Raw genomic sequence first — 24,488 nt, 5'->3', positions numbered from 1 at the left:
GCGTAATACCCGCACACGCGGGGGTGATCCTCTTACAAGCTCCTACTAAAACTACCCTAGGGGGTAATACCCGCACACGCGGGGGTGATCCTAGTTTTAGAACTCATACTTGTAATAGTTGAGTGTAATACCCGCACACGCGGGGGTGATCCCCAGATTGCACAAGAAGTCATAGCTGGTAAGTGGTAATACCCGCACACGCGGGGGTGATCCTGATACCGCAAACCAACAAGGCCATGATACTGGGTAATACCCGCACACGCGGGGGTGATCCCATTGCCATCATATCTTATATGCTGGATGATAGGTAATACCCGCACACGCGGGGGTGATCCTCCTTCCTGGCCATCATAAAGTTATTTCTTCTAGTAATACCCGCACACGCGGGGGTGATCCTGGGCGCAGAAGAACTTATCGACCTTGAAAAGAGTAATACCCGCACACGCGGGGGTGATCCTGTCTTTTTTTTCTTGTTCAGTAACTCTTATACGTAATACCCGCACACGCGGGTGTGATCCCAATGTTTCGGAGTTCTTTGAGGATAATTTCCAGTAATACCCGCACAGCGGGGGTGATTCTAGTTTTGATATTGGTGCTTATGAACGATTAGCTATTTCTAGTTCAATCGGGCCTTAACTAGTTAATTATTTTTAAATTTATTAAGCTTTGAATTTTTGAAAGTTATTTAAGTTAAAAATACATCTTCTTATATTTTTCACTTAAAAAATATGATATAATAAATCAGACGGTAATCGATTTTTTTAATTTTAAGGAGAGATTATGAAAAGATATATTAGAATTGTGGCTATCTCTTTGCTTTGCGGTCTTATTTTTGTAGGCTGTGGGGCTAAGGGTAATGATGCTAAGGATGTTAAAGATGAGGCTAAAACTGAGTTGGACCAAGTGAATAGGGAAGATAAGAAGGATTTGACTGTTTTTGCGGCGGCTTCTATGACTGAGTCTTTGACTGAGATTAAGGATGAGTTTGAAAAGGAAAACCCTGGTGTGAACCTTGTTTTTAACTTTGATTCCTCAGGCACTCTTAAAAGCCAAATTGCTGAGGGAGCAGCCTGTGATGTCTTTATTTCAGCAGCTTCTAAGCAAATGGATGAATTAGATCCAACTAGTGATAAGAAGGATTCTGACCTTGAGATTGATCCTGATTCACGTTTTGATCTTCTTGAAAATGAAGTGACTCTTGCTGTAAAGGAAGATTCTAGTAAAGATATCATGTCTTTTGAAGATTTAAATACTGACCTTGTTGATACAATTGCCCTAGGCAATGCTGATGTTCCTGTTGGACAATATTCTGAATCTCTTCTTAAGAACATGGGCATTTGGGATGCCATCAAAGGAAAAATTACTTTTGGGTCAAATGTTAAGGAAGTTACATCTTGGATTAGCGAAGGTGCTGTTGATTGTGGAATTATCTACTCTACAGACGCAAAAGCTGCTGGTCTTAAGATTGTAGCTAAGGCTGATCCAAGCTTATTAGATAAGAAGGTAATATATCCTGCGGCTGTTCTTAAAGATAGCAAAAATAGGGAGGATGCTGATGCGTTTATATCTTTTCTTAATAGCGATAAGGCTAGGGAAATCTTTGAAAAATATGGATTTAAACAGGCTGAATAATGGATTTATTTCCTTTATATAATTCTATAAGAATTGCCATAATTTCAACAATTTTTATATTTTTCCTTGGAATATTTTTAGCTTATAAGATCAAAGAGCTACCACGAACGCTTAAGGGCATACTCGATGTGATTTTGACTATGCCTTTAGTCCTTCCGCCTACAGTTCTTGGTTTTTTTCTTTTAAAAATATTGGGACCAAATAATTTTTTTGGTAAATTTTTAGGAAATTTTGATATCAAACTGATTATGAATTGGCAGGCTGCAGTTGTAGCTGGAATCCTTGTCGGATTTCCTCTTATGTATAGGACAAGCAGGGGGGCTTTTGAGGCCTTTGATGAAAACTTAAGCTTTGCCGCCCAAACCCTTGGCAAATCCAATACCTGGATATTTTGGAGGATAATACTTCCTAACTGCAAGGAGGAGATTATTGCTGGAATAATTTTATCTTTTGCAAGAGCCCTTGGTGAATATGGAGCTACTAGCATGGTTTCTGGTTTCATTCCAAATAAGACTGCTACCATTTCTACTACAGTTTACCAGTTGTGGAGGATTGGCCAAGACCAAATGGCCTATAGGTGGGTTATGATTAATGTTTTAATATCCTTTGTTGTTTTGATTTCTATAAATTTATTTGAGAAAAGGAAGTCTTCTTGATGTTAGAGTGTAAGATTAAAAAAACTTTTAAAAATTTTTATCTGGATACAGATTTTGTTATGGAAGATTCAAGGCTTGGACTTTTAGGTCCTTCAGGTTCTGGGAAAAGCTTGACTTTAAAGGCGATAGCAGGTCTTATTAAGCCTGATTCAGGAAAGATTATCCTTAATTGCAGGACTCTTTTTGATTCCGAAAAGAAAATTAATCTAAAGCCTCAAGAAAGACGTGTTGGTTTTCTTTTTCAAGACTATGCTCTATTTCCTAATTTTACAGTCAAGGAGAATGTTATAGCCGGTCTCAGGGATCAAAATACAGTTGACATCGAAGAAAAATTAAATGAAATGAGAATCTTCCATATTAAGGATAAGTATCCGGACCAAATTTCTGGTGGAGAAAGGCAGAGGACAGCTCTTTGTAGGATTCTAGTTAATAACCCTGAAATCCTTCTCCTTGATGAACCATTTTCTGCCTTGGATGAATATTTGAGGTCAGAAATTGAAGAAGAAGTTATTAAATTTATTGATACTTACAATCTTAAAACTATTCTAGTTAGCCATAACAAGGAAGAGGTCTACAGGATATGTGAAAGTATCGTAAGTATTAGCTCTGGCAAGACTAATTCTGTTAAGGATAAATCTGAGTTTTTTGAAAATCCTAGCAATATTGTTGAGGCTAAGCTTATTGGAATTAAGAACTTTTCGACTTTTGTTATTAAAGATAATGAGATTTTCCTTAAGGCTTGGGGTATATCTATAAGGACGAGCCGTAAATTTAATGGAAATATAATCGCTATTACGGATAAGGCCATGGACCTAAGCAATCAACCTATTAGTGAAGAATCTATTAGGATTGAATCTTATCGCCTAATTGAAAATATAAATTCTTGCCTTATTATTTATAATAAAGATGTTCAAATTTATGACAATCTAAAGATTGAAATTAGCAAAGAAGACTATAATAAACTTAAAGACGGACCGATTTTTTTAACAATAAGTGAGGAAGCTCTTATTTGCTTGAAAGAGGGATAAAATGAAAGATAAATTTGGAAGGGAAATTTCATACTTAAGAATATCTGTCACTGACAGGTGTAATTTTAGGTGCAAATATTGCATGGGTGATAGAGGAATAGACCTTCTAAAGCATGAAGATATCCTATCTTTTGAGGAAATTTGCCAGACTGTTGAGATAATGGTAGGCCTTGGCATAAAGAAAATCAGGCTAACTGGCGGTGAGCCCTTTGCAAGACGTGGTCTAATGGACCTTGTAGAAATGCTAGCTAAAATTGATGGTATTGAAGATTTGGCCATAACCACAAACGGATCAATGGTCTATGACAAGCTTGAGAGGCTTAAAGAATTAGGGATTTCAAGGCTTAACTTTAGTCTGGATACCTTAGATAGGGAAAAATTTAAGCAAATTACTAAATCTGATGGATTTGACGAGGTAATTAGATCGATTAATAAGGCAATAGATTTAGGTTTTAAGGTTAAGATAAATGTTGTTCTTATAAAAGGATTTAATGATAATGAGATTTCAGATTTTGTAGCCCTAACTAAAGATAAGCCAATCGAAGTAAGGTTTATTGAACTGATGCCAATTGGTGCTGATCTTGCTTTTGATAAAAATAATTACAAGGAAAATTCAACTTTACTTAAAGATTATGAAAAGAAAGACCTTGGCTTTGATGGGGTTTCAAGGACTTATAAAATTAATGGCCATATGGGAAAAGTTGGCCTAATTTCACCCCTTAGCCATAAATTTTGTGGTGATTGCAACAGGATTAGGCTTACATCAGATGGTAAACTTAAGGCCTGCCTGCATTCAAAGGATGAAATTTCTATAAAGGGCTTGTCTAGGCCTGATAAGGAAAGGCTAATCAAAGCTACAATTTATAATAAACCCCAAAGTCATAAGCTAGATGAGAGTGGTTCAGAAAGTGCTCGAACAATGAGCTCGATTGGAGGATAGATGGATAAATTTACGCACTTAGATGAAAATGGTAGAGCAAGGATGGTCGATGTTTCTAATAAGAAATCCACCGATAGACTTGCCCTTGCTACAGGCAAGGTTTTTTTAAATGACAAAACCTATACCATGGTCAAAAATCAAGAAATTCAAAAGGGAGATGTTCTAACAGTTGCTAAGGTTGCTGGAATTATGGCGGCTAAGAATACTTCAAATTTAATTCCCATGTGTCATCCTATCAATCTTACATCAGTCGATATTGAATTTAAGATGGATGATGAGAGAAAAGTCATAGAAATATTTGCAAGGGCAATGTTAAATGCAAAGACTGGGGTAGAGATGGAAGCTCTCACAGCAGTAAGCGTGACTGCTCTAACAATTTATGATATGTGCAAGGCCGTACAAAAAGATATAGAAATTGGTGAAATCAAGCTTCTTAGAAAAACAGGTGGCAAGAGTGGAGACTACAAAAATGAAAGTTATATCGGTTAATATCAGCGAAAAAAAGGGGACGATTAAGACTCCAGTTCCAAGTATTACCCTTAAGAAAAACCACGGAATTATCGGTGATGCCCACGCTGGAAATTGGCATAGGCAGGTATCGCTCTTAGCAATTGAGTCTTTAAATAAAATGAAAGAGAAAATTCCTAGTTTAAAACCTGGAGATTTTGCTGAAAATATAATGACAGAGGGAATTACCATCCATACCTTGTCTATTGGGACAATTCTTGAGATAGGTGAATGTGAGCTTGAAGTTACTCAAATTGGCAAAGAATGCCATAAGGGTTGTGAGATTAGAAATCTTACAGGCGAGTGCATTATGCCGACTGAGGGGATTTTTGCTATAGTCAAAAAAGAAGGAGTAATTTTTCCAGAAGATAAAATAAGGATAAAAAATGATTAAGAAGATAAGAGTTGAAGATGCTATTGGCTTGCCTCTTCTTCATGACCTTACAGCAATCATGGAAGATGGTTTTAAGGGTGTGAAATTTAAGAGGGGTCATATCGTAAAAGAGGCTGACATAGAAGAACTTAAAAATATTGGCAAAGATCACATATATGTAGGAGAATTAGAAGAAAATCAAGTCCACGAAGAAGATGCAATTAGTGCGATTGGCCCACTTCTTGCTGGCTCTAATATTGAAATATCAGAAGTTAGCGAGGGTAAAATCAACCTTTCAAGCAAGGAGGAAGGACTTTTTATAATCGACAGGAAGCTTTTAAGAGCTATAAATGAAATTGGAGATTATACAATCACATGCAAAAAATCCTACATAAGGGTTGAACCAGGAGATAAGCTAGTTGGGGCTAGGATTGTCCCACTTTGGACAGATAAATGGCAAGTAGAAAAGGCCAAGGAAATCTTAAATGCTGGTCCAGTTTTCGAGGTCAAGACATTTAAAAAATTGAAAGTAGGATGTATCATAACAGGTGATGAAGTCTATTATGGTAGGATAAAAGATGCCTTTAGGCCTGTTTTGGAAGAAAAACTAAGCCACTTTGATGCCCAAATCCTGGGCTTTGAATTTCTCCCTGATGATGAAGTGAAGTTAGTTGAAACTTATAAGAAATTTAAAGATGCCGGTGCAGATCTTGTAATATTTACAGGTGGAATGAGCGTAGATCCTGATGATATAACACCTAGGGCAATAAGAAAAACAGGGGCAGAGGTCATTGTTCAAGGAATCCCTATGCAACCAGGCAATATGCTGATGGTTGCAAGAGATAATAAAACCTACTTAATGGGAGTTCCAGGAGCAAGCATCCATTCAAAGATAACAAGCTTTGACTTCTTCCTTCCTAGGATATTTGCAGGACTTGACCTTAAAAAAGAAGACTTCTTGGAAATGGCTGAGGGAGGTCTCTTGTGATTTTTACAGCAGGCGTAATCACTATTTCTGACAGGGCGTCAGCTGGAATCTACGAAGATAAGAGCGGGAAAGTCTTAGTTGATTTATTAAAAGATTTTGACTTTGAAGTAAAAAAATACGAGATAATATCAGATGACTTTGATAAGATTAAGGAAAAACTTATCAAATATTCAGATGAAGAAATTTCTTTGATTTTAACAAGTGGTGGTACAGGCTTTGCCCAAAGGGATATCACCCCAGAAGCAAGCCTAGCTGTCTTTGATAAGAGATGCCCAGGTATAAGCGAAGCAATAAGGAATCAATCAGCAAAAATAACACCTATGGCCTACCTTTCAAGGGCTGAGGCGGGCATAAGAAATAAAAGTCTGATAATAAATTTCCCAGGAAGTCCTAAGGCTTGTAGGGAAAATTTTGAAATAATAAAAAGCTTTTTAATTCATGGGCTTGAGACTATAGCTGGAATAGATAGGCACTAAAAGAGAACCTCTCATCATCACAAATTTGGTGAGAGGTTTTTTATATGTTGTTAATTCTCGACATTTAACAACTTACTAATTTTTTCTATAGACTTATCAGAAATGGTTGTAGTCCAATTTTCCTTAAGGGCTGCTAGTGATTTTTCTAAATCCCTTTTTCTTAAACAATCAATTAGTAAAAGGTGTTCATCATAAGTTGAAGGTGGTTTCTGAAAATCTTTTACCCTATAAAAAGCAATCTCAAATCTTTTAATACGCTTTTTAAGCCTATCAATAATAGGTTTTATTTCTTTATTTGAAGATAAAGAAATGATTAAATCGTGAAAATCAATCTAACTCTATTACTGCCATTATATTTTCCTTCATGTGTTGAATCTTTATTTCTTCATTAATAGCCCCTAGCTTATCAATAAATTTATCATCTATTTTAGAAAAATTTTCCCTAAGGGCAAAGCTTTCCAATTCATAAACTAGGTGGTAGATATCCTTTAGCCTTTCTACCTTGATAGGGGCTACCATGGTCCATTGGTTGGCCTTGCTTATAACTAGGTCTTCATTTTCAAGTTTTAGGATTGCTTCCCTAATTGGAGTCCTAGAAATACCTAATTCTTCAGATAAATCTGCTATTTTAAGCTGGGTATATGGTTTAAGATTTCCATTAATAATTTGTTCATGGAGTATATTATAGGCTTGATCTTTTACAAAAGTTCTTTTGATTTTATTATTTTTATTATTAGTCATTTTAATCCCTCTCCTAATTAATTTTACCATAAATATGAAAACGTTAATAATTTATTTGACAATATGTAAAATAGGTTTTATAATATAAGTGATATATCACATACCACTTATATTTATTATGGCTTAAGATATGGAATTTGCAAATCCCGACTTAAGGGCTAAGTGAAGGATGTATCGATAAATAATCGAAAGGATGTAATTTTGGAAGAGAGATATAACATAGTACTAAATGATATTAGTAAAAGAGAAAAGGCTTCCCTAGATTTTATAAATGAGGAAGTTGTAAATACAGCACAAAAATTTCATGAGAGTTTCCCTGATTATGAGCCAACTCCACTTGTAAGACTAAAAAACCTTGCTAAGCAATTTGGCGTAAAAGACATATTTGTAAAGGATGAATCTTATAGGTTTGGCCTTAATGCTTTCAAAGTTTTGGGTGGATCATTTGCTATAGGCAAGTACATAGCTGATAAGTTGGGAGTAGATATCGAAGACCTACCATTTGAGAAAATGATTTCAGATGAGGTGAGGGAAAAACTTGGAGAAATAACTTTCGTAACAGCTACAGATGGTAACCACGGAAGAGGAGTAGCATGGACTGCTCACCAATTAAAACAAAAATGCGTTGTACTCATGCCAGATGGATCAGCACTTGAAAGACGTGATAACATAAGAGCCCTAGGCGCTGAATGTGAAATAATGGAAGGCCTAAACTACGATGCCTGCGTACGTCTTGCAAGCAAAAATGCTGATGAAAAAGGCTGGGTCATGGTTCAAGATACAGCTTGGGAAGGTTATGAGAAAATCCCTACATGGATAATACAAGGTTATGCAACCTTAGCAAAAGAAGCTAATGATCAATTAAAAGAACTTGGACTTAAACCAAGTCACGTATTTGCTCAAGCAGGTGTGGGTTCATTTGCAACTGGTGTAACCGGTTACTTCTCATCAGTTTATAAGGGAGAAGAAAAACCATTTATAAGTGTAGTAGAACCAGAAAAAGCAAATTGTAACTTTATCACAGCTAAGGCAGATGATGGCAAGATTCACAATGTAACTGGCAAGATGGATACAATAATGGCAGGTCTTGCTTGTGGTGAACCAGTAACAGTTGGCTGGCCAGTCCTACATTCTTATGCAGACGCATTTTTATCAGTACCTGATAATTCAGCAGCAAGAGGAATGAGAATTTTAGGCAATCCTCTAAAAGACGATAAGAAAATAATCTCTGGTGAAAGTGGAGCTGCAACAATGGGCCCTCTTTCAGAAATCCTACAAAGAAAAGACTTAGAAGAAATCAAAAAAGATTTAAAACTAGACGAAAATTCAGTAATTCTATTAATCTCTACTGAAGGAGATACAGATTACGAACACTACCTAAGAGTAGTTTGGGATGGAATATATTCAAACGAAGCAGAATACAAATACACAATTCAAAGATAATAAAAATAATAAATATAAGGAGAGAAAAATGACACAAGACATCAAAAAATTAATCGACGAACTACAAGAACTAGACCACAAGAACCTATTTGGTGATGACTTCTTCCATACATGGGATAAATCACAAGACGAACTAAAAGCTATATGGAAAACAGCTGACATCCTAAGAGCAATGAGAGAAGAAAATATCTCTCCAAAAATATTTGATTCAGGACTTGGAATCTCATTATTTAGAGATAACTCAACAAGAACAAGATTCTCCTTTGCTTCAGCTTGTAACCTACTTGGGCTAGAAGTACAAGACCTAGACGAAGGCAAAAGCCAAATAGCTCACGGTGAAACAGTTAAAGAAACAGCTAACATGATCTCATTCATGGCAGATGTAGTAGGTATAAGAGATGACATGTATATAGGTAAAGGCTATAAATACATGAAAGACTTTTCAGAATATGTTCAAGAAGGATATGATGACGGAGTTCTAGAACAAAGACCAACCCTAGTAAACCTACAATGTGACATCGACCACCCAACCCAATCAATGGCAGACCTTAACCACGTAATTCACGAATTTGGTGGAATCGAAAACCTAAAGGGCAAAAAAGTAGCAATGACATGGGCATACTCACCATCATATGGTAAACCATTATCAGTTCCACAAGGTATATCAGGCTTATTTACAAGACTTGGAATGGATGTAGTATTAGCTCACCCAGAAGGATACGAAATAATGCCAGAAGTAGAAGAAATAGCTAGAAAAAATGCTGAAGAATACGGCGGAAGCTTCACAGTAACAAACTCAATGGAAGAAGCATTCAAAGATGCTGACATAGTATATCCTAAATCTTGGGCACCATTTGCAGCTATGGAAGAAAGAACAAAACTATATGGCGAAGGCGACCAAAAGGGAATAGACGAATTAGAACAAAGACTTCTTGAACAAAACAAAGACCACATGGATTGGGAATGTACAGAAGAAATGATGAAGCTAACAAAAGATGGAAAAGCTTTATACATGCACTGCCTACCAGCAGATATCACAGGCGTATCTGCAGAACATGGTGAAGTAGCTGAATCAGTATTTGATAGATATAGAGTTCCTCTATATAAAGAAGCAAGCTTCAAACCATACATCATAGCAGCAATGATTCTTCTACAAAAGATAGAAAATCCAGAAGAAAAACTAAGAGAATTAGTAGACAAAGCAAACAAAAGATTAGACAAATAAGAATAAAGGGAGGATATAATGACAGAATTTAAAAATATTGATTTTGAAGCTATAAAAGCAAAAGCAGGCGAATACAAAGAAGACATGGTAGCATTCCTAAGAGATTTAATCAAACTAAAAGGTGAATCTTGTGAAGAAGGCGATAAGGCAAAAAGAATAAAAGAAGAAATGGAAAAAGTAGGCTTTAACAAAGCTTGGATTGATGGCCAAGGAAACGTACTTGGTGAAATGGGCGAAGGAAAAACACAAATTGCCTTTGATGGTCATATAGATACAGTAGGTATCGGAAACATAGATAACTGGGAATTTGACCCATATGATGGATTTGAAGATGAAAATCTTATAGGCGGACGTGGTGGTTCTGACCAACTAGGTGGACCTGTAGCATCAGTATATGGAGCAAAAATCCTTAAAGATCTAGGCTACCTAAATGAAGATTATAGAGTGCTAGTAACTGGAACAGTTCAAGAAGAAGACTGTGATGGTAACTGCTGGCTATACATGATTGAACAAGAAGGAATCAGACCAGAATTTGTAGTATCAACAGAACCAACAGACGGCGGAATCTACAGAGGTCAAAGAGGAAGAATGGAAATGAGAGTTGATGTACAAGGTATATCTTGCCACGGATCAGCTCCAGAAAGAGGAGACAACGCAATCTACAAGATGGCTGACATCCTTAAAGAAATCGAAGCATTAAACGAAAACCCAGCAGATGATTCAGTAGAAATCAAGGGTCTAGTAAAAATGTTAGATGAAAAATATAACCCAGAATACAAAGAAGCAAACTTCCTAGGACGTGGTACAGTAACAACAAGTCAAATCTTCTACACATCACCATCTAGATGTGCAGTAGCAGACTCATGCTCAATCTCACTAGATAGAAGAATGACAGCTGGTGAAACATGGCAGTCTTGTATAAAAGAAATAGAAGATCTACCATCAGTTAAAAAACATGGTGCAAAAGTATCAATGTATGACTACAAGAGAGCTAGCTGGACAGGCCTTGAATATGAACAAGAAGCTTACTTCCCAACATGGGTAATTCCAGAAGATCACAAGGTAACAAAAGCACTAGAAGATGCTTACAAGAACCTATACGGTGATAAGAGAATAGCTCCTCCAATAGCAAAAGAAGAAGAAAAAAGAGCAGCTCGTCCACTAACAGATAAATGGACATTCTCAACAAATGGTGTTGCTATAATGGGTCGTCACAACATCCCAACAATAGGATTTGGACCAGGAGCAGAAGACCAAGCTCACGCACCAAACGAAGTAACATTCAAACAAGACCTAGTAACATGTGCAGCAGTATACGCAGCTCTTCCACTAGTATACACACAAGAAAATAAATAATATTTGAAATCAAATAGGAGTTTACAATGGATGTAAAAAACACTCAAGTACAAAAAGGCGATATTGTAGATTAAAAAAAGCTGGATTAGAAGAAATCAAAAAGTACAATAACGACTATAACGATATGAGTGCTCCTATACCATCAAATAAAAGAGATTGGCGAACTAAAGACATCGCCAATCTCTGGATTGGTATGATAGTATCTATCGCAGTTTATCAAGTAGCAAGTGGTTTGCTTGTTTCTGGAATGAGCTGGGGGCAAGCATTATTTACCGTTGTATTAGGACATACTATAGTTATGGGTGTAGCTATAGCTTTAGGACATTTTGGAACGAAGTATGGAATGACATATCCTACGCTTAGTAAAATCGTTTTCGGTAATAAGGGTACTATATTCCCTTCGATAATTAGAGCGGTTCTAGGTGTTTTTTGGTTTGGAGTTCAAGCTTGGATAGGTGGGCAAGCAGTCTATACTATTATTGGCGCAATATATCCAAACTGGTTAAACATGGGATTTACATCGCAATTCATTTCATTCATAATATTTTGGATAATGAATGTCTATATTGCAGCTTCAGGAAGTAAAGCTGTAAAACTACTAGAAGGGGTTTCAGCTCCTATTCTTATAGTTTTAAGCTTAATTGTAATAATTTGGGGGCTTTCAACAGCCGACTGGAGTTTAAACGCTTTATTAAATGTAGAAATTTTAAAAGCGGATCCTAATGTTGATTTTTGGAAGCTATTTTGGCCAGCACTTTCTGCGATGATTGCGTTTGATGGAGGTATTGCATTATCAATGCCTGACTTTACAAGACATTGTGTAGACCAAAAATCTCAAAGTGTTGGTCAAATAATAAGTGCTCCTTTAATGACATTTTATATATCATTTGTTGGAATGTGTGGTACAGCAGGTGGGCTACTAGCTTTTGGTGATGAAATTTGGGAACCAGCTGTTTTGGTTGGTCATTTTCCAAGTGTAGCAATAAGGATAGTTTTTTCTATTTTCATTATTATGGCTGTATTAACAACAAATGTAGCTGGAAACCTAATACCGCCAGTTAACATTGCGGCAACATTGACTAAGAATAAATTTAATTATAAGACTGTAACTATAGGAGTAGCACTATTAGCTTTATTAGCACGCCCATGGGATTCACTTTCAAGTGCTTATAATTTAATATTTAATGTTACACAATTATTAGGAGCATTAATTGGTCCGATTTCAGGAATATATCTTGTTGCATATTTATTTGACTATAAAACAGAAATTGATATTGTAGATACCTACAGAATTGATGGCGGAAAATATTTTTATAATAAAGGATGGAATATACCTGTTATTATATTATTTTTAGCTATGACAATACTTATATTTATTGGAAAATATGTAGAAAGTTTGTCCTGGATATTTAATAATGCTTATGTATTTGGTGTTATCGCAACTGGAATCTTATATTATATATATATAAAATTTATAAGAAAGTAAAATATTGGAGAAAGTATGTCTATAATTATAAAAAACGCAAATTTATTTGGTGAAAATATTGCAGATATAAAAATCAATGATGAAAAAATTGAAGCTATAGGACATAATCTGGACGAAAAAGATTGTGAGATATATGATGCAAAAAATAGACTTACACTACCAGGTGGAGTCGATGTTCATACTCATATGTCTTTGGATTTAGGACAATATGTAGCTGTAGATGATTTTCATACAGGGACAAGAGCTGCTGCTCATGGTGGAACAACTAGTATTGTTGATCATATTGCTTTCGGACCAAAAGATAGCTATGTTTCCGAAATGATAAAACATTATCATGAGCTTGCAGATGGTAAAGCTATAATTGATTATTCTTTTCATGGTGCACTTCAAGATGCTAGAGAAGAAACTCTAAGACAAATTGAAGAACTCCATAAAAATGAAGGAATTGTTTCGGAAAAAATATATACCACATATGGTGGAAAGATAAATGATGATGAAATATTAAGGGTATTGAAAAAAGCTAAAGAGACGGGAACAGTCGTTTGTATTCATTGCGAAAATGATGGATCAATTCAAGAACTAAGAGCTGAAACAGAAAAAGAAGGCAAGTTAGATCCTATCTATCATGCAAAAACAAGACCCGCAGAGACAGAAGCTGAAGCAATTAATAGACTCATTTATTTATCTGAAATAGCTGGCTTTCCAAAATTATATATAGTTCACACATCTACAGAACTTGGTTTAAGAGAAATAATTAAAGCAAGAAAAAGAGGGGTTAAAAATCTCTTCTGCGAAACCTGTACCCAATATTTAATGCTAAATGAAAATAAGTATATTGAAGGCGGTAACGAAGAAGGTATTAAATATATCATGGCACCTCCATTGAGAAAACAATCAGATCAAGATTTCTTATGGGAAGGAATTAGAAACGGCCATGTAAACGTAGTAGCTACTGATCATTGTCCATTCTTCTACAAAACAGAAAAACTACCTCACAAAGATAATTTTCTAACTTGCCCTGGTGGTATACCTGGTGTTGAAGAAAGAGTTGAATTAATTATTAGTGAAGGTTTAAGAAGAGGAATTAGTTTAGAAAGACTTATTGAAGTATTAATGATCAATCCTGCTAAAATTTTTGGTTTATATCCAAAGAAAGGAAATATAATTCCTGGAGCAGATGCTGATATTATAGTATTAGATAAAAAAGAATATATTATAAAACAAGAAAATAGACATTCAATTGTTGATTACACCACATACGAAGGAATGAAATCAGATTATGAAGTAGATACAGTTTTATGCAGAGGTAATTTCATTCTCAAAGATGGTGAATACCTTGGTAAACAAGGTTATGGACAATTTATTAGAAGGAAGTTTAATGAATAAAAAAATATTAGTAGCTCTTGGGGGTAATGCCTTAGGCAACACCCCTACTGAGCAAAAAGAAGCGGTAAAGATAACAGCATCTGCAATAGCAGATCTAGTTAAAGATGGTTATAAGATAATAGTATGCCACGGCAATGGACCACAAGTAGGCATGATAAAACTTGCCATGAGTGCTGGAAGAAGTATAAATGACAAGGTTCCTTATATGCCATTTGCAGAATGTGGGGCTATGAGCCAGGGCTACATTGGCTACCACTTACAAAATGCACTTGAAAATGAGTTTATAAAAGAGAAAATCGAAAATCCAGTGGTTAGTCTTGTAAGCCAAGTAATGGTAGATGCTGAAGATCCAGCTTTTTCTAATCCAACTAAGCCAATAGGAGATTTTTATAGCGAGGAAGAAGCTAAAAAATTAGAAGAAGAACATGGCTTTGTTATGAAGGAAGATGCTGGTCGTGGTTATAGAAGGGTAATTGCAAGTCCAAAACCTGTTGATATAGTAGAAAAAAGAGCTATAACAACCTTATACAATAGTGGTTGTGTAGTTGTAGCAGCAGGCGGTGGCGGAATTCCTGTAATCATGGAAAATGATGAATATGTTGGAGTTGATGCAGTAATTGATAAGGACTTTTCATCAGCAAAACTTGCAGAGCTAGTAGATAGTGATGTGCTTGTAATTTTAACAGCTGTTGAAAAGGTTGCCATTAACTTCGGTAAGGAAAATCAAGAAGACCTTGATAAACTTAGTGTAGAAGAGGCGCAAAAATATATAGGAGAAGACCAATTTGCAAAAGGTTCAATGCTACCAAAAATTGAAGCAGCATTAGAATTTGTAACAAGCAAAGATGGTAGGAAAGCAGTGATAACAAGCTTAGAAAATGCCAAAGAAGCCCTAAGCGGCAAGACAGGTACTTGGATAGGTTAAGGAGAAAACCCCATATAATTTCAAACAATTGTATGGGGTTATTTCTTTAGGAAGGAAGTAAGTATGAGTGAATACATGAGATTGATAGAATTTCCCAAGCTTATAGAATGGGCCTTGGAAGAATATAAAAATGAGGAAAGCGTATTTTCTATATCTAAAGAAAAATTTTATAAAAATACAAGCGGAAAAAGCCTAAAAACTGTTTTTGGTGATGAACTTGGTTCGGCTGTTGGTCCTGCAGCAGGTCCTCACACTCAGCTTGCCCAAAACTTGATAGCATCATATCTTGCAGGTGGTAGGTATATGGAGCTTAAGACATGTCAGATAATGGATGGGGAAGAGCTCATGGCAGCCATTCCAAAGCCATGTATAAATTCAGAAGATGAGGCCTACAACTGCGAATGGTCTACAGAGCTTAAGATAGAAGATGCAGCAGCTGAATACATAAAGGCAGAAATTGCCATAAGAGTCCTTGCCAAAGAATTTGGCATAGCAGATAAAAAAGATTTTGTTCTAAACATGTCTGTTGGCTACAATCTTGAGGGAATTAAATCTCCTAAGGTGGATAATTTTATAAATTCCTTGATGGATGCAAGTGAAACTCCAGTTTTTAAGGATGCTATTGCATATTTGAAGGAAAATATCGATAAATTTGAAAACGTTAATCTAGAAGATATAGAAGCAATAGATGGTAAGGTTTGTAATTCTATGACCCTATCAACCATGCATGGTACACCAGCAGGTGAGATAGAAGAAATTGCTGCATATTTGATAAAGGATAAGGGCCTAAATACTTTTGTTAAGTGCAATCCAACCCTTGTTGGATACGACTATGCAAGAGAAATTTTAAACAAATTGGGCTATAAATACATAGACTTTGATAAGGCCCAGTTTGATCATGACCTAGGCTTTGATGAATCTATAGAGATATTTACGAGATTATTAGAATTAGGTAAGGATAATAATTTAGTCTTTGGTTGCAAATTATCAAATACCTTCCCAGTTATCCAAAAAAGAGGAGAACTACCAAGTGATGATATGTACATGTCTGGTAGGGCCCTACTTCCTCTAACAATTTCAGCAGCCTATAAATTATCAAAGGCCTTTGATGGTAAGCTTCCAATGAGCTATTGTGGTGGTGCCGATGGACTTAATATAAAAGAAATATTTGAAATTTTTAACCAACCTATCACAGTATCAACTACACTTCTAAAACCAGGTGGTTATTATAGACTAAAAGAATTAGCTGAGGAAACTGAAGAGCTTTTGGGTAGGGACTACCAAGGAATAGATAATAAGAAGCTAAAAGGCTTAGTTGATAAGCTTGATTCAATCGACCTTTATAAGAAAAATCCAAAGCAAAGACTAAGAGCAAGAAATTGGCAAAGTGATCTTCCTTTAGTTGATTGTTACTTAGCACCTTGTAAGGAAGATGGCTGTCCTTTAGGTCAACAAGTTTCAGCCTACCTTCACTATGCAGAGCTTGGAGATTATAAAAAAGCGATGGAGATAATTGCAATTGATAACACAGCTCCTTCAATACTAGCAACAACTTGTTATGAATTTTGTAAGAAAGCCTGCACTAGGGTTGACTACGAGGCAGGAATAAATATAAGAGATGTCAAAAAAGAAGTCGTAGATGCTTACTATGACACATATATAGAAAATCTTAAGTCAAGCCATATAAAGACTGAAAATAAGGCAATTATAATAGGTGGAGGTCCTGCAGGCCTAGCAGTAGGAATCTTTCTTAGAAGAAATGGCCTTGAAGCTAAGGTCTTAGAAAAATCAGACAAGCTTTATGGCTATGCCAATGAACTTGTAAGTGAAGAAGTCATAGAAAAAGATATAAGACTTCTTGAAAAAGTCGGAGTAGCTTACGAATTAAACAATGACCAAGCAATAGATATTGCTAAATTAAAAGAAGAATATAAGTATCTAATAATAGCAACAGGTTCAAAGTCTAATATTGATAATCTCAAAGACCAAGGCGTAAGCATTGATAAGAAAATAAATTTACTCGATACTAAAGAATCAAATATAGAAAATGTCTACTTTGCAGGAGACATAACCAAGGGAAGAAAATCAATTGTAAATGCAATAGCAGACGCCAAAACAATTGCCAAGGATATACTCAAAAAAGAAAATCTTGAAAATGATTTTATAGAAGTTTCTTATGAAAAACCACTTGATCAAATAATAAAAAGGCGTGGCTATTTAGAGCTTCCAAAAGAAAAAGATGCAGCTAGATGCCTATCATGCGATAATATTTGTGAAATATGTACAGAAGTTTGTCCAAATAGGGCAAATGTTGCAATCTTTGTAGACGGCTTTAAAAATAAAAGACAAACAATTCACTTAGATGGTCTTTGCAATGAGTGCGGCAACTGCGAAAGTTTCTGCCCACACAAGGGAGCCCCTTACAAGGATAAGTTCACAGTCTTTAAAGAAAAAATGGATTTTGATATGTCAGAACAAATAGGAATCCTTAAAATCTCTGATGATAAGTATTTGATAAGACTTGCAAATAAAAATGTAATAGAAGCAAAAATCGATGACCCAAGAATCGATGAGACTTTTGTCAAAATAATAAAAGCCCTAGAGGCCAGGTATTCTTACTACCTATAAGGAGAAACAATGATAATAAAGGCAAAAACCATAATCACCAACGATGAATCAAATAATTTCTACGAAGATTCAGCAATCCTCATTGAAGGAAAAATCATAAAAGAAATTGGTGATTTTGAAAAAATAAAAAAAGAAAATCCAAATCAAGAGATAGTAGATTTTTCAGATAAGCTTGTAATGCCAGGGCTTATTTGTGCCCATTCTCATTGCTATTCAGCCTATGCTAGGGGAATGAGCGTCTCAAACCCAACAGATAATTTCTTCCATGTTCTAGAAAATCTCTGGTGGGCCCTAGATAAGAAATTAACCCTAGAAGATGTTAGGCTAAATGCCCTTACAACCTTTATGGAATCAATCCATAATGGGGTAACCACAATAATAGATCACCACTCAGGACCTAACTCAATAGAAGGCTCCCTCTTTACCATGGCAGATGCTGCTAAAGAGCTTGGAATTAGAGCTAGTCTTTGCTATGAGGTATCAGATAGGGATGGCCTAGATAAGAGAGATTTGGGAATAGCAGAGAATATAAATTGGATAAGGGAAGCAGAAAAACACGATGATATGCTAAATGCCTTATTTGGCCTACATGCATCCTTTACCCTCTCTGATGAGACTTTAGCTAAATGTCAAAAAGCCATGGAAGGATTCGACAATGGCTACCATGTACACATAGCAGAAGGAATTGAAGATGAGTGGGAAACCTTTAAGATTAGTGGTAAAAGAGTGGTAGATAGGCTAGATGCCTATGAAATATTTAGGCCAAAGACCCTATCCATCCACAATGTTCATATAAATGAAAGAGAGATGGATATCTTAAAGGCAAGAGACGCAATGGCAGTTTTTAACCCACAAAGCAATATGAATAATGCGGTAGGAGCTCCCCCAGTCCTAAGGATGCTTGATAAAAATATCCTCCTGGGCCTTGGAACAGATGCCTATACAAATGATATTTTTGAATCAATGAGGGTTGCAAAAGTATTGCTTACACACGAAAGCCACGACTCAACCAAGGGCTTTGCTGAAGCAATCAAACTTCTGTTTGAAAACAATCCAAAAATAATGGATAGGTTCCTGAAAAATCCTGTAGGAAAGATTAAGGAAGGTGCATACGCTGATATAATAGCCCTAGATTATGACCCGATGACTCCTCTAAATGGAAACAATTGGATGGGCCACGCCATATTTGGATTAAATGGTGGACTAGTAACAGATTCAATCATAAATGGAAAAATCGTAATGAAAGATAGGGAAATAAAAACTATCGATCAAAAAGAAATACACGAAAAATCAAGACAAAGAGCAAAAGAAATATGGCCTAAGCTCTAGGCAAAAATAAACAAGGAGAAATTATGCAAAAAAATACAACTGGCCCCGTATCAAAATCTTTATTTGATATAGATGGTAAGCCTGATTTAAAGAAATCTTTTCCTATAGCCCTTCAGCATTTGCTAGCGATGATTGTGGGTAATACACTTCCAGCAATCGTTTTAACAAATACTTTGGCTAACACTGACCACGCCCTTACTGCGGCTCAGTCAATTTATCTAATCCAAGCAGGAATGTTTGTAGCAGCTCTTGCCACCTTCCTTCAGCTATATCCAATTATAAAACTAGGTCTTGGATCTAGACTTCCAATGATAATGGGTGTATCCTTTGCTTATATCCCAGTAATTAACTCTGTTGCTGTCAAGTATGGGATTGGAGCAGTTTTTGCTTCACAAATAGTAGGCGGCGTTATAGCCTTCCTTGTGGGAATGAATATCAAAAGACTTTACAAATTTTTCCCACCAATGGTCTCAGGTACTGTAGTTCTTACTATAGGTCTTTCCCTCTACTCAGTAGCCCTAAACTATATGGCGGGAGGAAATGGAAATCCTAACCAAGGTGCTATGGTTTATTGGATTGTAGCCCTTATTACCCTTGCTGTTGTTCTAATTTGTAACATGTTTGGTAAGGGCCTTGTAAAATTATCAGCTATCCTTATTGGTATTGTTGCAGGCTATATTGCATCTCTATTTTTCCACATTGTTGACTTTTCTAAGCTTGCAGATGCAGCTTGGTTAACAGTTCCAAAGATTATGCCTTTTAGCCTAGACTTCCACCTAGATGCTTGCATAACTATGGGTGTAATGTTTGTTGTAAACTCTATCCAAGCGGTAGGAGACTTCTCATCTACAACAACAGGTGGACTTGATAGACAACCAACAGAAAAAGAGCTTGAAGGTGGAATCAAGGCCTACGGTCTTACAAATATGGTATCTGCCTTCTTCGGTGGTCTTCCTACAGCTTCTTATTCACAAAACGTAGGTATAGTATCACTTACAAAGGTAGTATCAAGAGCAGTTCTTAGACTTACAGCTATCATGATCCTTATAGCAGGATTTATTCCTAAATTTGGTGCCCTAATGCTTTCTGTTCCACAAGCGGTAATCGGTGGTGCGACAGTAACAGTATTTGCGCAAATCACCATGAGTGGTATGAAGTTAATCACTTCTGATGAAATGAGTGTTAGAAATGTGACCATAACAGGTCTTGCCATAGCTCTTGGTATGGGTATCACTCAAGTTAACCCAGTAGCCCTAGAGCAATTCCCACAATGGTTCAGGATGATATTTATATCTTCACCAGTAGTAATGTCAACTCTAATAGTCTTCTTCTTAAACATAATCTTACCAAAGAAAACAATAGAGGAAGAAGCTCGTGAAAGAGAATTGATGGATAAAGAATAAAATGTTTAACCCTTCAGTTTAAAAATTGGAGGGTTATTCTTTTGGGAAAATTAAAAAATACTATAATTTTTTATGAAAATGTGATATATTTATACTAATAAGAGCCATTTAATTAAAGAAAGGAAACATAATGTACGTAGGTAAAAAAGTCAAAAGGGTAGATGCTTTTGATAAGGTCACAGGTAGAGCCAAATTTACAGAAGATCTTATCCCAAAAGATGCATACACCGCCAAAATCCTCCATTCAAATATTGCCCATGGTAGAGTTTTAAATATTGATACTAGCGAGGCAATGAAGGTCGCAGGCGTTGTAAAGATTGTAACTTGCTTTGATGTGCCAAAAATCCAGTTTCCAACAGCAGGCCACCCTTGGTCTACAGAAAAGGAACGTCAAGATGTGGCAGATAGACATCTCTTAAATGAGCATGTAAGATTTTACGGAGATGACATAGCTGTAGTTATTGGTCGTGATGAGATAGCCTGTAAAAGAGCCTTAAAAAAGATTAAGGTTGAGTATGAAGAGTATCCAGCAAATTTTGATCCAAAAGAATCTATAAAAGATGTCAAAGTCCCAATTCATGACGAATGTCCTAACAATATCCTAAAGCATACCACAAATAACAGAGGTAATTTCGAAGAAGCAATAAAGGAAGAAGGCCTAATTAAAATTGAGGGAGACTATGAAACTCCAATAATTTCCCATTCACATTTGGAAAACCCAGATGTTTATGCCTACGAAGAGGCAGGCAAAATTGTAGTTGTAGCTTCCACTCAAATCCCACACATAATTAGAAGAGTAATAGGCCAAGCTTTAGGCATAGGCTGGGGCAAGGTCAGGGTTATAAAACCATACATAGGGGGAGGCTTTGGAAATAAACAAGATGCGCTATATGAGCCACTTTGTGCCTTCCTAACAACCCAAGTAGGTGGCCATCCTTTAAAGCTTCTTCCAACTAGAGAGGAGACTTTTGTTTCAACTAGGACAAGACATTCTATGAAAATCCACCTCGAATCTTATGTTAGAAAAAATGGTGATTATGTTGCAAGACGAGTTGAAACCTACTCTAATGGTGGAGGCTATGCTTCCCACGGCCATTCCATAGCAGCCAAGGGGCTTAACTGTTTTCATCAGTTATATCCTTGTGAAAATATCAAGGGCGATGCTTACTCGGTTTATACAAATCTTCCAACAGGTGGTGCTATGAGAGGCTATGGTATTCCTCAGGCTATGTTTGCCTATGAATCCCATCAAGATGATATAGCCAAGGCTCTCGGCATGGATCCGCTTGAATTAAGACTAAGAAATGTAATGCCAAAGGGCTATGTTGATCCATTCTCACATAATGAAAATTATTACGATTCCTTCAGAGATTGCCTAAATAAAGGTGCTGAAGCCATGGATTATTATGGCAAGAAGGAAAAATATAAGAACCAAACCGGTAATATCAGGTATGGGGTAGGATGTGCTGTTTATTGGTACAATACAGGTGTTTTCCCAATATCACTAGAATCTTCATCTTGTAGGATGATTGTAAATGAAGATGGGTCTGTTCAGATGCAATTGCCTGAAACAGAAATTGGCCAAGGTGCTGATACAACCTTCACTCAGATGACAGCTGACTATCTTGGAATGAAAATAGAAGATATTCATATAATCTCAACCCAAGATACAGATATATCCCCATTTGGTTTAGGTGCCTACGCATCTCGTCAAACCTATATGGCAAGTTTTTCCATAACAAAAACTGCCAAAGAGCTTAAAGCAAAAATCTTAGACCAGGCTTATCTACAGACAAGGATAACCCCAAATAACCTAGATATCGTAAATTCAAATATAGTTAGAAAAGAAGATCGTAGGATCCTTCTAACAATGGAAGAACTTGCTACAGAAGCCCTTTACACCCTAAAGACTGAAAACCAACATATTACAGCAGAAACAACCCACACAGTAAGGACTAACGCTTATTCCTTTGGGGCAAGTTTTGCTGAAGTCAAGGTCGATATAAATCTTGCCAAGGTTGAGGTCCTTAAATTAATAAACATTCACGATGCTGGTAAGATTATAAATCCACAGCTAGCAGAGGCTCAAGCCCACGGAGGCATGAGTATGGCAGTAGGTTATGCCCTAACTGAAGAGATGAAATACAATGACAAGGGTAGGATTTTAAATGACAACCTCCTTGATTATAAGTTAGGTACAATTGCAGATACACCAGAATTTGAAGTTCACTTTGTAGAAAATCCAGAACCAACTTCACCATTTAATACTAAGTCCTTAGGAGAACCACCAACATGTTCTCCAGCCCCTGCAATTAGAAATGCAGTCTTAAATGCGACTGGTATTTCTGTAAATAAGATACCAATGACCCCACATGTCCTCTTCCCACTCTTTAAGGAAAAGGGACTAATAGATAATGACTTATAAGGAGGATTAGATGTACGATATAAGAGAAATAAAAGAAGCCTATTCTATAGATGAGGCTTGTAAATTACTAGCAGAAGATCCAGGCCTTAAAGTCATAGCAGGTGGTACAGACCTTCTAGTCAAACTAAGGGAAGGTTCAATTGAAAGCCCAAAGCTTTTGTCAATTCATTTGATAGATGACCTAAAGAAAATAACCATTGATGATGATGGAGATATAGAAATAGGGGCTCTTGCCACTTTTACAGAAATAGCAGAAAATCCAATTATAAAAGAAAACCTTCCAGAACTTGCAGAAGCAGTCCTTACAGCAGGTGGTCCACAGCTTAGAAATGCAGCAACAATTGGGGGTAATGTTTGTAACGCAGCTCCTTCTGCAGATTCTGCTCCAATGCTATTTTGCCTAGAAGCCCTTGTAAATATCGTAAGTGCTGAAGGAAATAGGCAAGTGCCTATAACAGAGTTTTATCTAGGTCTAGGTAAGGTTGATCTAAAGGATAAGGAATTTGTAAAAAGCTTTACACTTAGAAAAGAAAATTATGAAAATTATATAGGGAAATATTTTAAATACGCCATGAGAAATGCCATGGATATAGCGACAAGCTCTTGCGCTACACTAGTTAAACTTGATGATGATTTAAAGATAGAAAAAATCAGGGCTTGCTACGGAGTTGCATCAGTAATTCCTGTTAGGGCCTATAAGGCAGAGGAAGAGTTTGTTGGCAAAGTCTTAACAGAAGAAAATATCAAAGCCTTTGCTAAACTTGCCCTAAAAGAGCTATCACCTAGAGATTCTTGGAGAGCGAGCAAGGCTTTAAGGACTCAAATCTTATATGAAATATGTGTACGAAATCTAGAAGCTATCCTAAGTATTTACAAAGGAGAAAATGATGAAAATTAAACACAGCAGGGAATATGGTCCTTTTGCTCCGAGAATAGATGAATTATCTGATATAGATCCTTCCTATAAGAGAGTAAGGTGTACATTAAATGGCATACCAGTTGATAAGATGGTCGATACTAGGGCTAGCCTTACAGATTTTCTAAGAAATGACTTTGGTCTTACATCAGTTAAGAAAGGTTGTGAGGTAGGAGAGTGTGGAGCCTGTTCGGTCTTAATCGATGGAAAAAGCGTCGATTCATGCCTATATTTAGCGATTTGGGCAGAAGGAAAAGATATCTGGACAACAGAAGGTCTAGTAGCAAGCGATGGTTCAATATCAATTATCCAACAAGCCTTCATTGACCAAGCTGCAGTCCAATGCGGTTTTTGTACACCAGGTTTTATAATAACAGCCACAGAGATAGTAGCTAGGGGGCAAAGGTATGATAGAAGTGAGCTTAGAAGACTTTTAGCCGGAAATATGTGCAGGTGCACAGGCTATGAAAATATCCTGAGAGCTGTTGAAGAGGCTATAGAAATTGAGATAGAAGCTAGAGGGTAAATATACTTACTTGCTGATAAAATCTGAACAAATATTTAAAAGAGCAAATCCCAGGGATTTTTCCTGGGATTTGGGTCTGTAAATAATTTTGTGTATCAA

Annotated in this window: 22 protein-coding genes and 1 CRISPR repeat array (1 of these 23 running past the window's edge); of the genes, 20 read left to right on the top strand and 2 right to left on the bottom strand. The window is 36.3% G+C overall.

Annotation, left to right across the window (positions count from 1 at the left end; translation table 11 throughout):
* Positions 1-518: direct repeats of the CRISPR family, unit length 28 nt; unit sequence GTAATACCCGCACACGCGGGGGTGATCC (it extends 242 nt beyond the left edge of the window).
* Positions 519-780: 262 nt separating this feature from the next.
* The 8 genes from modA to ACCQ42_RS02965 are packed head-to-tail and all read left to right on the top strand — an operon-like array spanning position 781 to position 6,600.
* Positions 781-1,632 carry a molybdate ABC transporter substrate-binding protein gene (modA, locus tag ACCQ42_RS03000; protein ID WP_410035322.1) on the top strand — a complete coding sequence of 284 codons (852 nt, stop codon included), beginning with the start codon at positions 781-783 and terminating at the stop codon, positions 1,630-1,632.
* The gene (gene modB / locus ACCQ42_RS02995; protein WP_410035321.1) at positions 1,632-2,288 is read left to right on the top strand and encodes a molybdate ABC transporter permease subunit; all 657 of its coding nucleotides are present in this window, start codon (positions 1,632-1,634) and stop codon (positions 2,286-2,288) included. Before modA ends, modB begins: the two co-directional genes overlap by 1 nt.
* Positions 2,288-3,316: a sulfate/molybdate ABC transporter ATP-binding protein gene (locus ACCQ42_RS02990; protein WP_410035320.1), complete on the top strand. Its 1,029-nt coding sequence runs from the start codon at positions 2,288-2,290 to the stop codon at positions 3,314-3,316. Before modB ends, ACCQ42_RS02990 begins: the two co-directional genes overlap by 1 nt.
* 1 nt (position 3,317) lies before the next feature.
* Positions 3,318-4,256, top strand: a complete 939-nt coding sequence (gene moaA, locus ACCQ42_RS02985; RefSeq protein WP_410035319.1) for a GTP 3',8-cyclase MoaA — start codon at positions 3,318-3,320, stop codon at positions 4,254-4,256.
* Positions 4,257-4,745, top strand: a complete 489-nt coding sequence (gene moaC, locus ACCQ42_RS02980; RefSeq protein WP_158698375.1) for a cyclic pyranopterin monophosphate synthase MoaC — start codon at positions 4,257-4,259, stop codon at positions 4,743-4,745.
* Positions 4,726-5,157: an MOSC domain-containing protein gene (locus ACCQ42_RS02975; protein WP_265236189.1), complete on the top strand. Its 432-nt coding sequence runs from the start codon at positions 4,726-4,728 to the stop codon at positions 5,155-5,157. The genes moaC and ACCQ42_RS02975 overlap by 20 nt, the downstream gene beginning before the upstream one ends.
* The gene (locus ACCQ42_RS02970; protein ID WP_410035318.1) at positions 5,150-6,124 is read left to right on the top strand and encodes a molybdopterin-binding protein; all 975 of its coding nucleotides are present in this window, start codon (positions 5,150-5,152) and stop codon (positions 6,122-6,124) included. Before ACCQ42_RS02975 ends, ACCQ42_RS02970 begins: the two co-directional genes overlap by 8 nt.
* Positions 6,121-6,600, top strand: a complete 480-nt coding sequence (locus tag ACCQ42_RS02965) for a MogA/MoaB family molybdenum cofactor biosynthesis protein (protein ID WP_311531167.1) — start codon at positions 6,121-6,123, stop codon at positions 6,598-6,600. Before ACCQ42_RS02970 ends, ACCQ42_RS02965 begins: the two co-directional genes overlap by 4 nt.
* Before the next feature lie 50 nt (positions 6,601-6,650).
* Here ACCQ42_RS02965 and ACCQ42_RS02960 read toward each other — a convergent pair whose 3' ends face one another.
* Together ACCQ42_RS02960 and ACCQ42_RS02955 are read right to left on the bottom strand one after the other, a co-directional pair.
* On the bottom strand, positions 6,651-6,875 hold the full coding sequence (locus ACCQ42_RS02960; RefSeq protein WP_410035362.1) for a GntR family transcriptional regulator: 225 nt from the start codon (positions 6,873-6,875) through the stop codon (positions 6,651-6,653).
* Between the two features lie 52 nt (positions 6,876-6,927).
* On the bottom strand, positions 6,928-7,341 hold the full coding sequence (locus tag ACCQ42_RS02955) for a GntR family transcriptional regulator (protein WP_410035317.1): 414 nt from the start codon (positions 7,339-7,341) through the stop codon (positions 6,928-6,930).
* A gap of 201 nt (positions 7,342-7,542) precedes the next feature.
* Between ACCQ42_RS02955 and dpaL the strand changes: the two genes are divergently transcribed.
* The 12 genes from dpaL (at position 7,543) to xdhC (ending at position 24,389) form a co-directional block, all read left to right on the top strand.
* On the top strand, positions 7,543-8,784 hold the full coding sequence (gene dpaL, locus ACCQ42_RS02950; RefSeq protein ID WP_311531168.1) for a diaminopropionate ammonia-lyase: 1,242 nt from the start codon (positions 7,543-7,545) through the stop codon (positions 8,782-8,784).
* 28 nt (positions 8,785-8,812) lie between these two features.
* Positions 8,813-10,009, top strand: coding sequence for a knotted carbamoyltransferase YgeW (ygeW, locus tag ACCQ42_RS02945; RefSeq protein WP_265212663.1), 1,197 nt, complete (start codon positions 8,813-8,815; stop codon positions 10,007-10,009).
* Between the two features lie 18 nt (positions 10,010-10,027).
* A complete protein-coding gene (locus ACCQ42_RS02940; RefSeq protein ID WP_410035316.1) occupies positions 10,028-11,365 on the top strand; it encodes a YgeY family selenium metabolism-linked hydrolase in 1,338 nt (445 codons plus the stop codon).
* 193 nt (positions 11,366-11,558) lie between these two features.
* On the top strand, positions 11,559-12,851 hold the full coding sequence (locus ACCQ42_RS02935) for an NCS1 family nucleobase:cation symporter-1 (protein ID WP_410035315.1): 1,293 nt from the start codon (positions 11,559-11,561) through the stop codon (positions 12,849-12,851).
* A 15-nt stretch (positions 12,852-12,866) separates the two neighbouring features.
* Positions 12,867-14,237 (top strand): dihydropyrimidinase, encoded by a 1,371-nt coding sequence (hydA, locus tag ACCQ42_RS02930; RefSeq protein ID WP_410035314.1) that lies wholly within the window; start codon positions 12,867-12,869, stop codon positions 14,235-14,237.
* The gene (gene arcC, locus ACCQ42_RS02925; protein WP_106460434.1) at positions 14,230-15,162 is read left to right on the top strand and encodes a carbamate kinase; all 933 of its coding nucleotides are present in this window, start codon (positions 14,230-14,232) and stop codon (positions 15,160-15,162) included. Before hydA ends, arcC begins: the two co-directional genes overlap by 8 nt.
* Positions 15,163-15,225: 63 nt before the next feature.
* The gene (locus ACCQ42_RS02920; RefSeq protein WP_410035313.1) at positions 15,226-17,790 is read left to right on the top strand and encodes an FAD-dependent oxidoreductase; all 2,565 of its coding nucleotides are present in this window, start codon (positions 15,226-15,228) and stop codon (positions 17,788-17,790) included.
* 9 nt (positions 17,791-17,799) lie between these two features.
* Positions 17,800-19,119 carry a putative aminohydrolase SsnA gene (gene ssnA / locus ACCQ42_RS02915; protein WP_410035312.1) on the top strand — a complete coding sequence of 440 codons (1,320 nt, stop codon included), beginning with the start codon at positions 17,800-17,802 and terminating at the stop codon, positions 19,117-19,119.
* 23 nt (positions 19,120-19,142) lie between these two features.
* Positions 19,143-20,522 (top strand): uracil-xanthine permease family protein, encoded by a 1,380-nt coding sequence (locus tag ACCQ42_RS02910; RefSeq protein ID WP_410035311.1) that lies wholly within the window; start codon positions 19,143-19,145, stop codon positions 20,520-20,522.
* Positions 20,523-20,652: 130 nt separating this feature from the next.
* Positions 20,653-22,947, top strand: coding sequence for a xanthine dehydrogenase subunit XdhA (xdhA, locus tag ACCQ42_RS02905; protein WP_410035310.1), 2,295 nt, complete (start codon positions 20,653-20,655; stop codon positions 22,945-22,947).
* Between the two features lie 10 nt (positions 22,948-22,957).
* A complete protein-coding gene (gene xdhB / locus ACCQ42_RS02900; protein WP_410035309.1) occupies positions 22,958-23,845 on the top strand; it encodes a xanthine dehydrogenase subunit XdhB in 888 nt (295 codons plus the stop codon).
* The gene (xdhC, locus tag ACCQ42_RS02895) at positions 23,835-24,389 is read left to right on the top strand and encodes a xanthine dehydrogenase subunit XdhC (protein ID WP_265236215.1); all 555 of its coding nucleotides are present in this window, start codon (positions 23,835-23,837) and stop codon (positions 24,387-24,389) included. The genes xdhB and xdhC overlap by 11 nt, the downstream gene beginning before the upstream one ends.
* Positions 24,390-24,488 lie beyond the last annotated feature (99 nt).

The organism is Anaerococcus kampingae (assembly GCF_046365475.1).
In the GTDB taxonomy this organism is placed as follows: Bacteria; Bacillota; Clostridia; order Tissierellales; family Peptoniphilaceae; genus Anaerococcus; species Anaerococcus kampingae.
The sequence above is the reverse complement of the archived record's forward strand: the minus strand, read 5'-3'. Positions and strand labels throughout refer to the sequence as shown.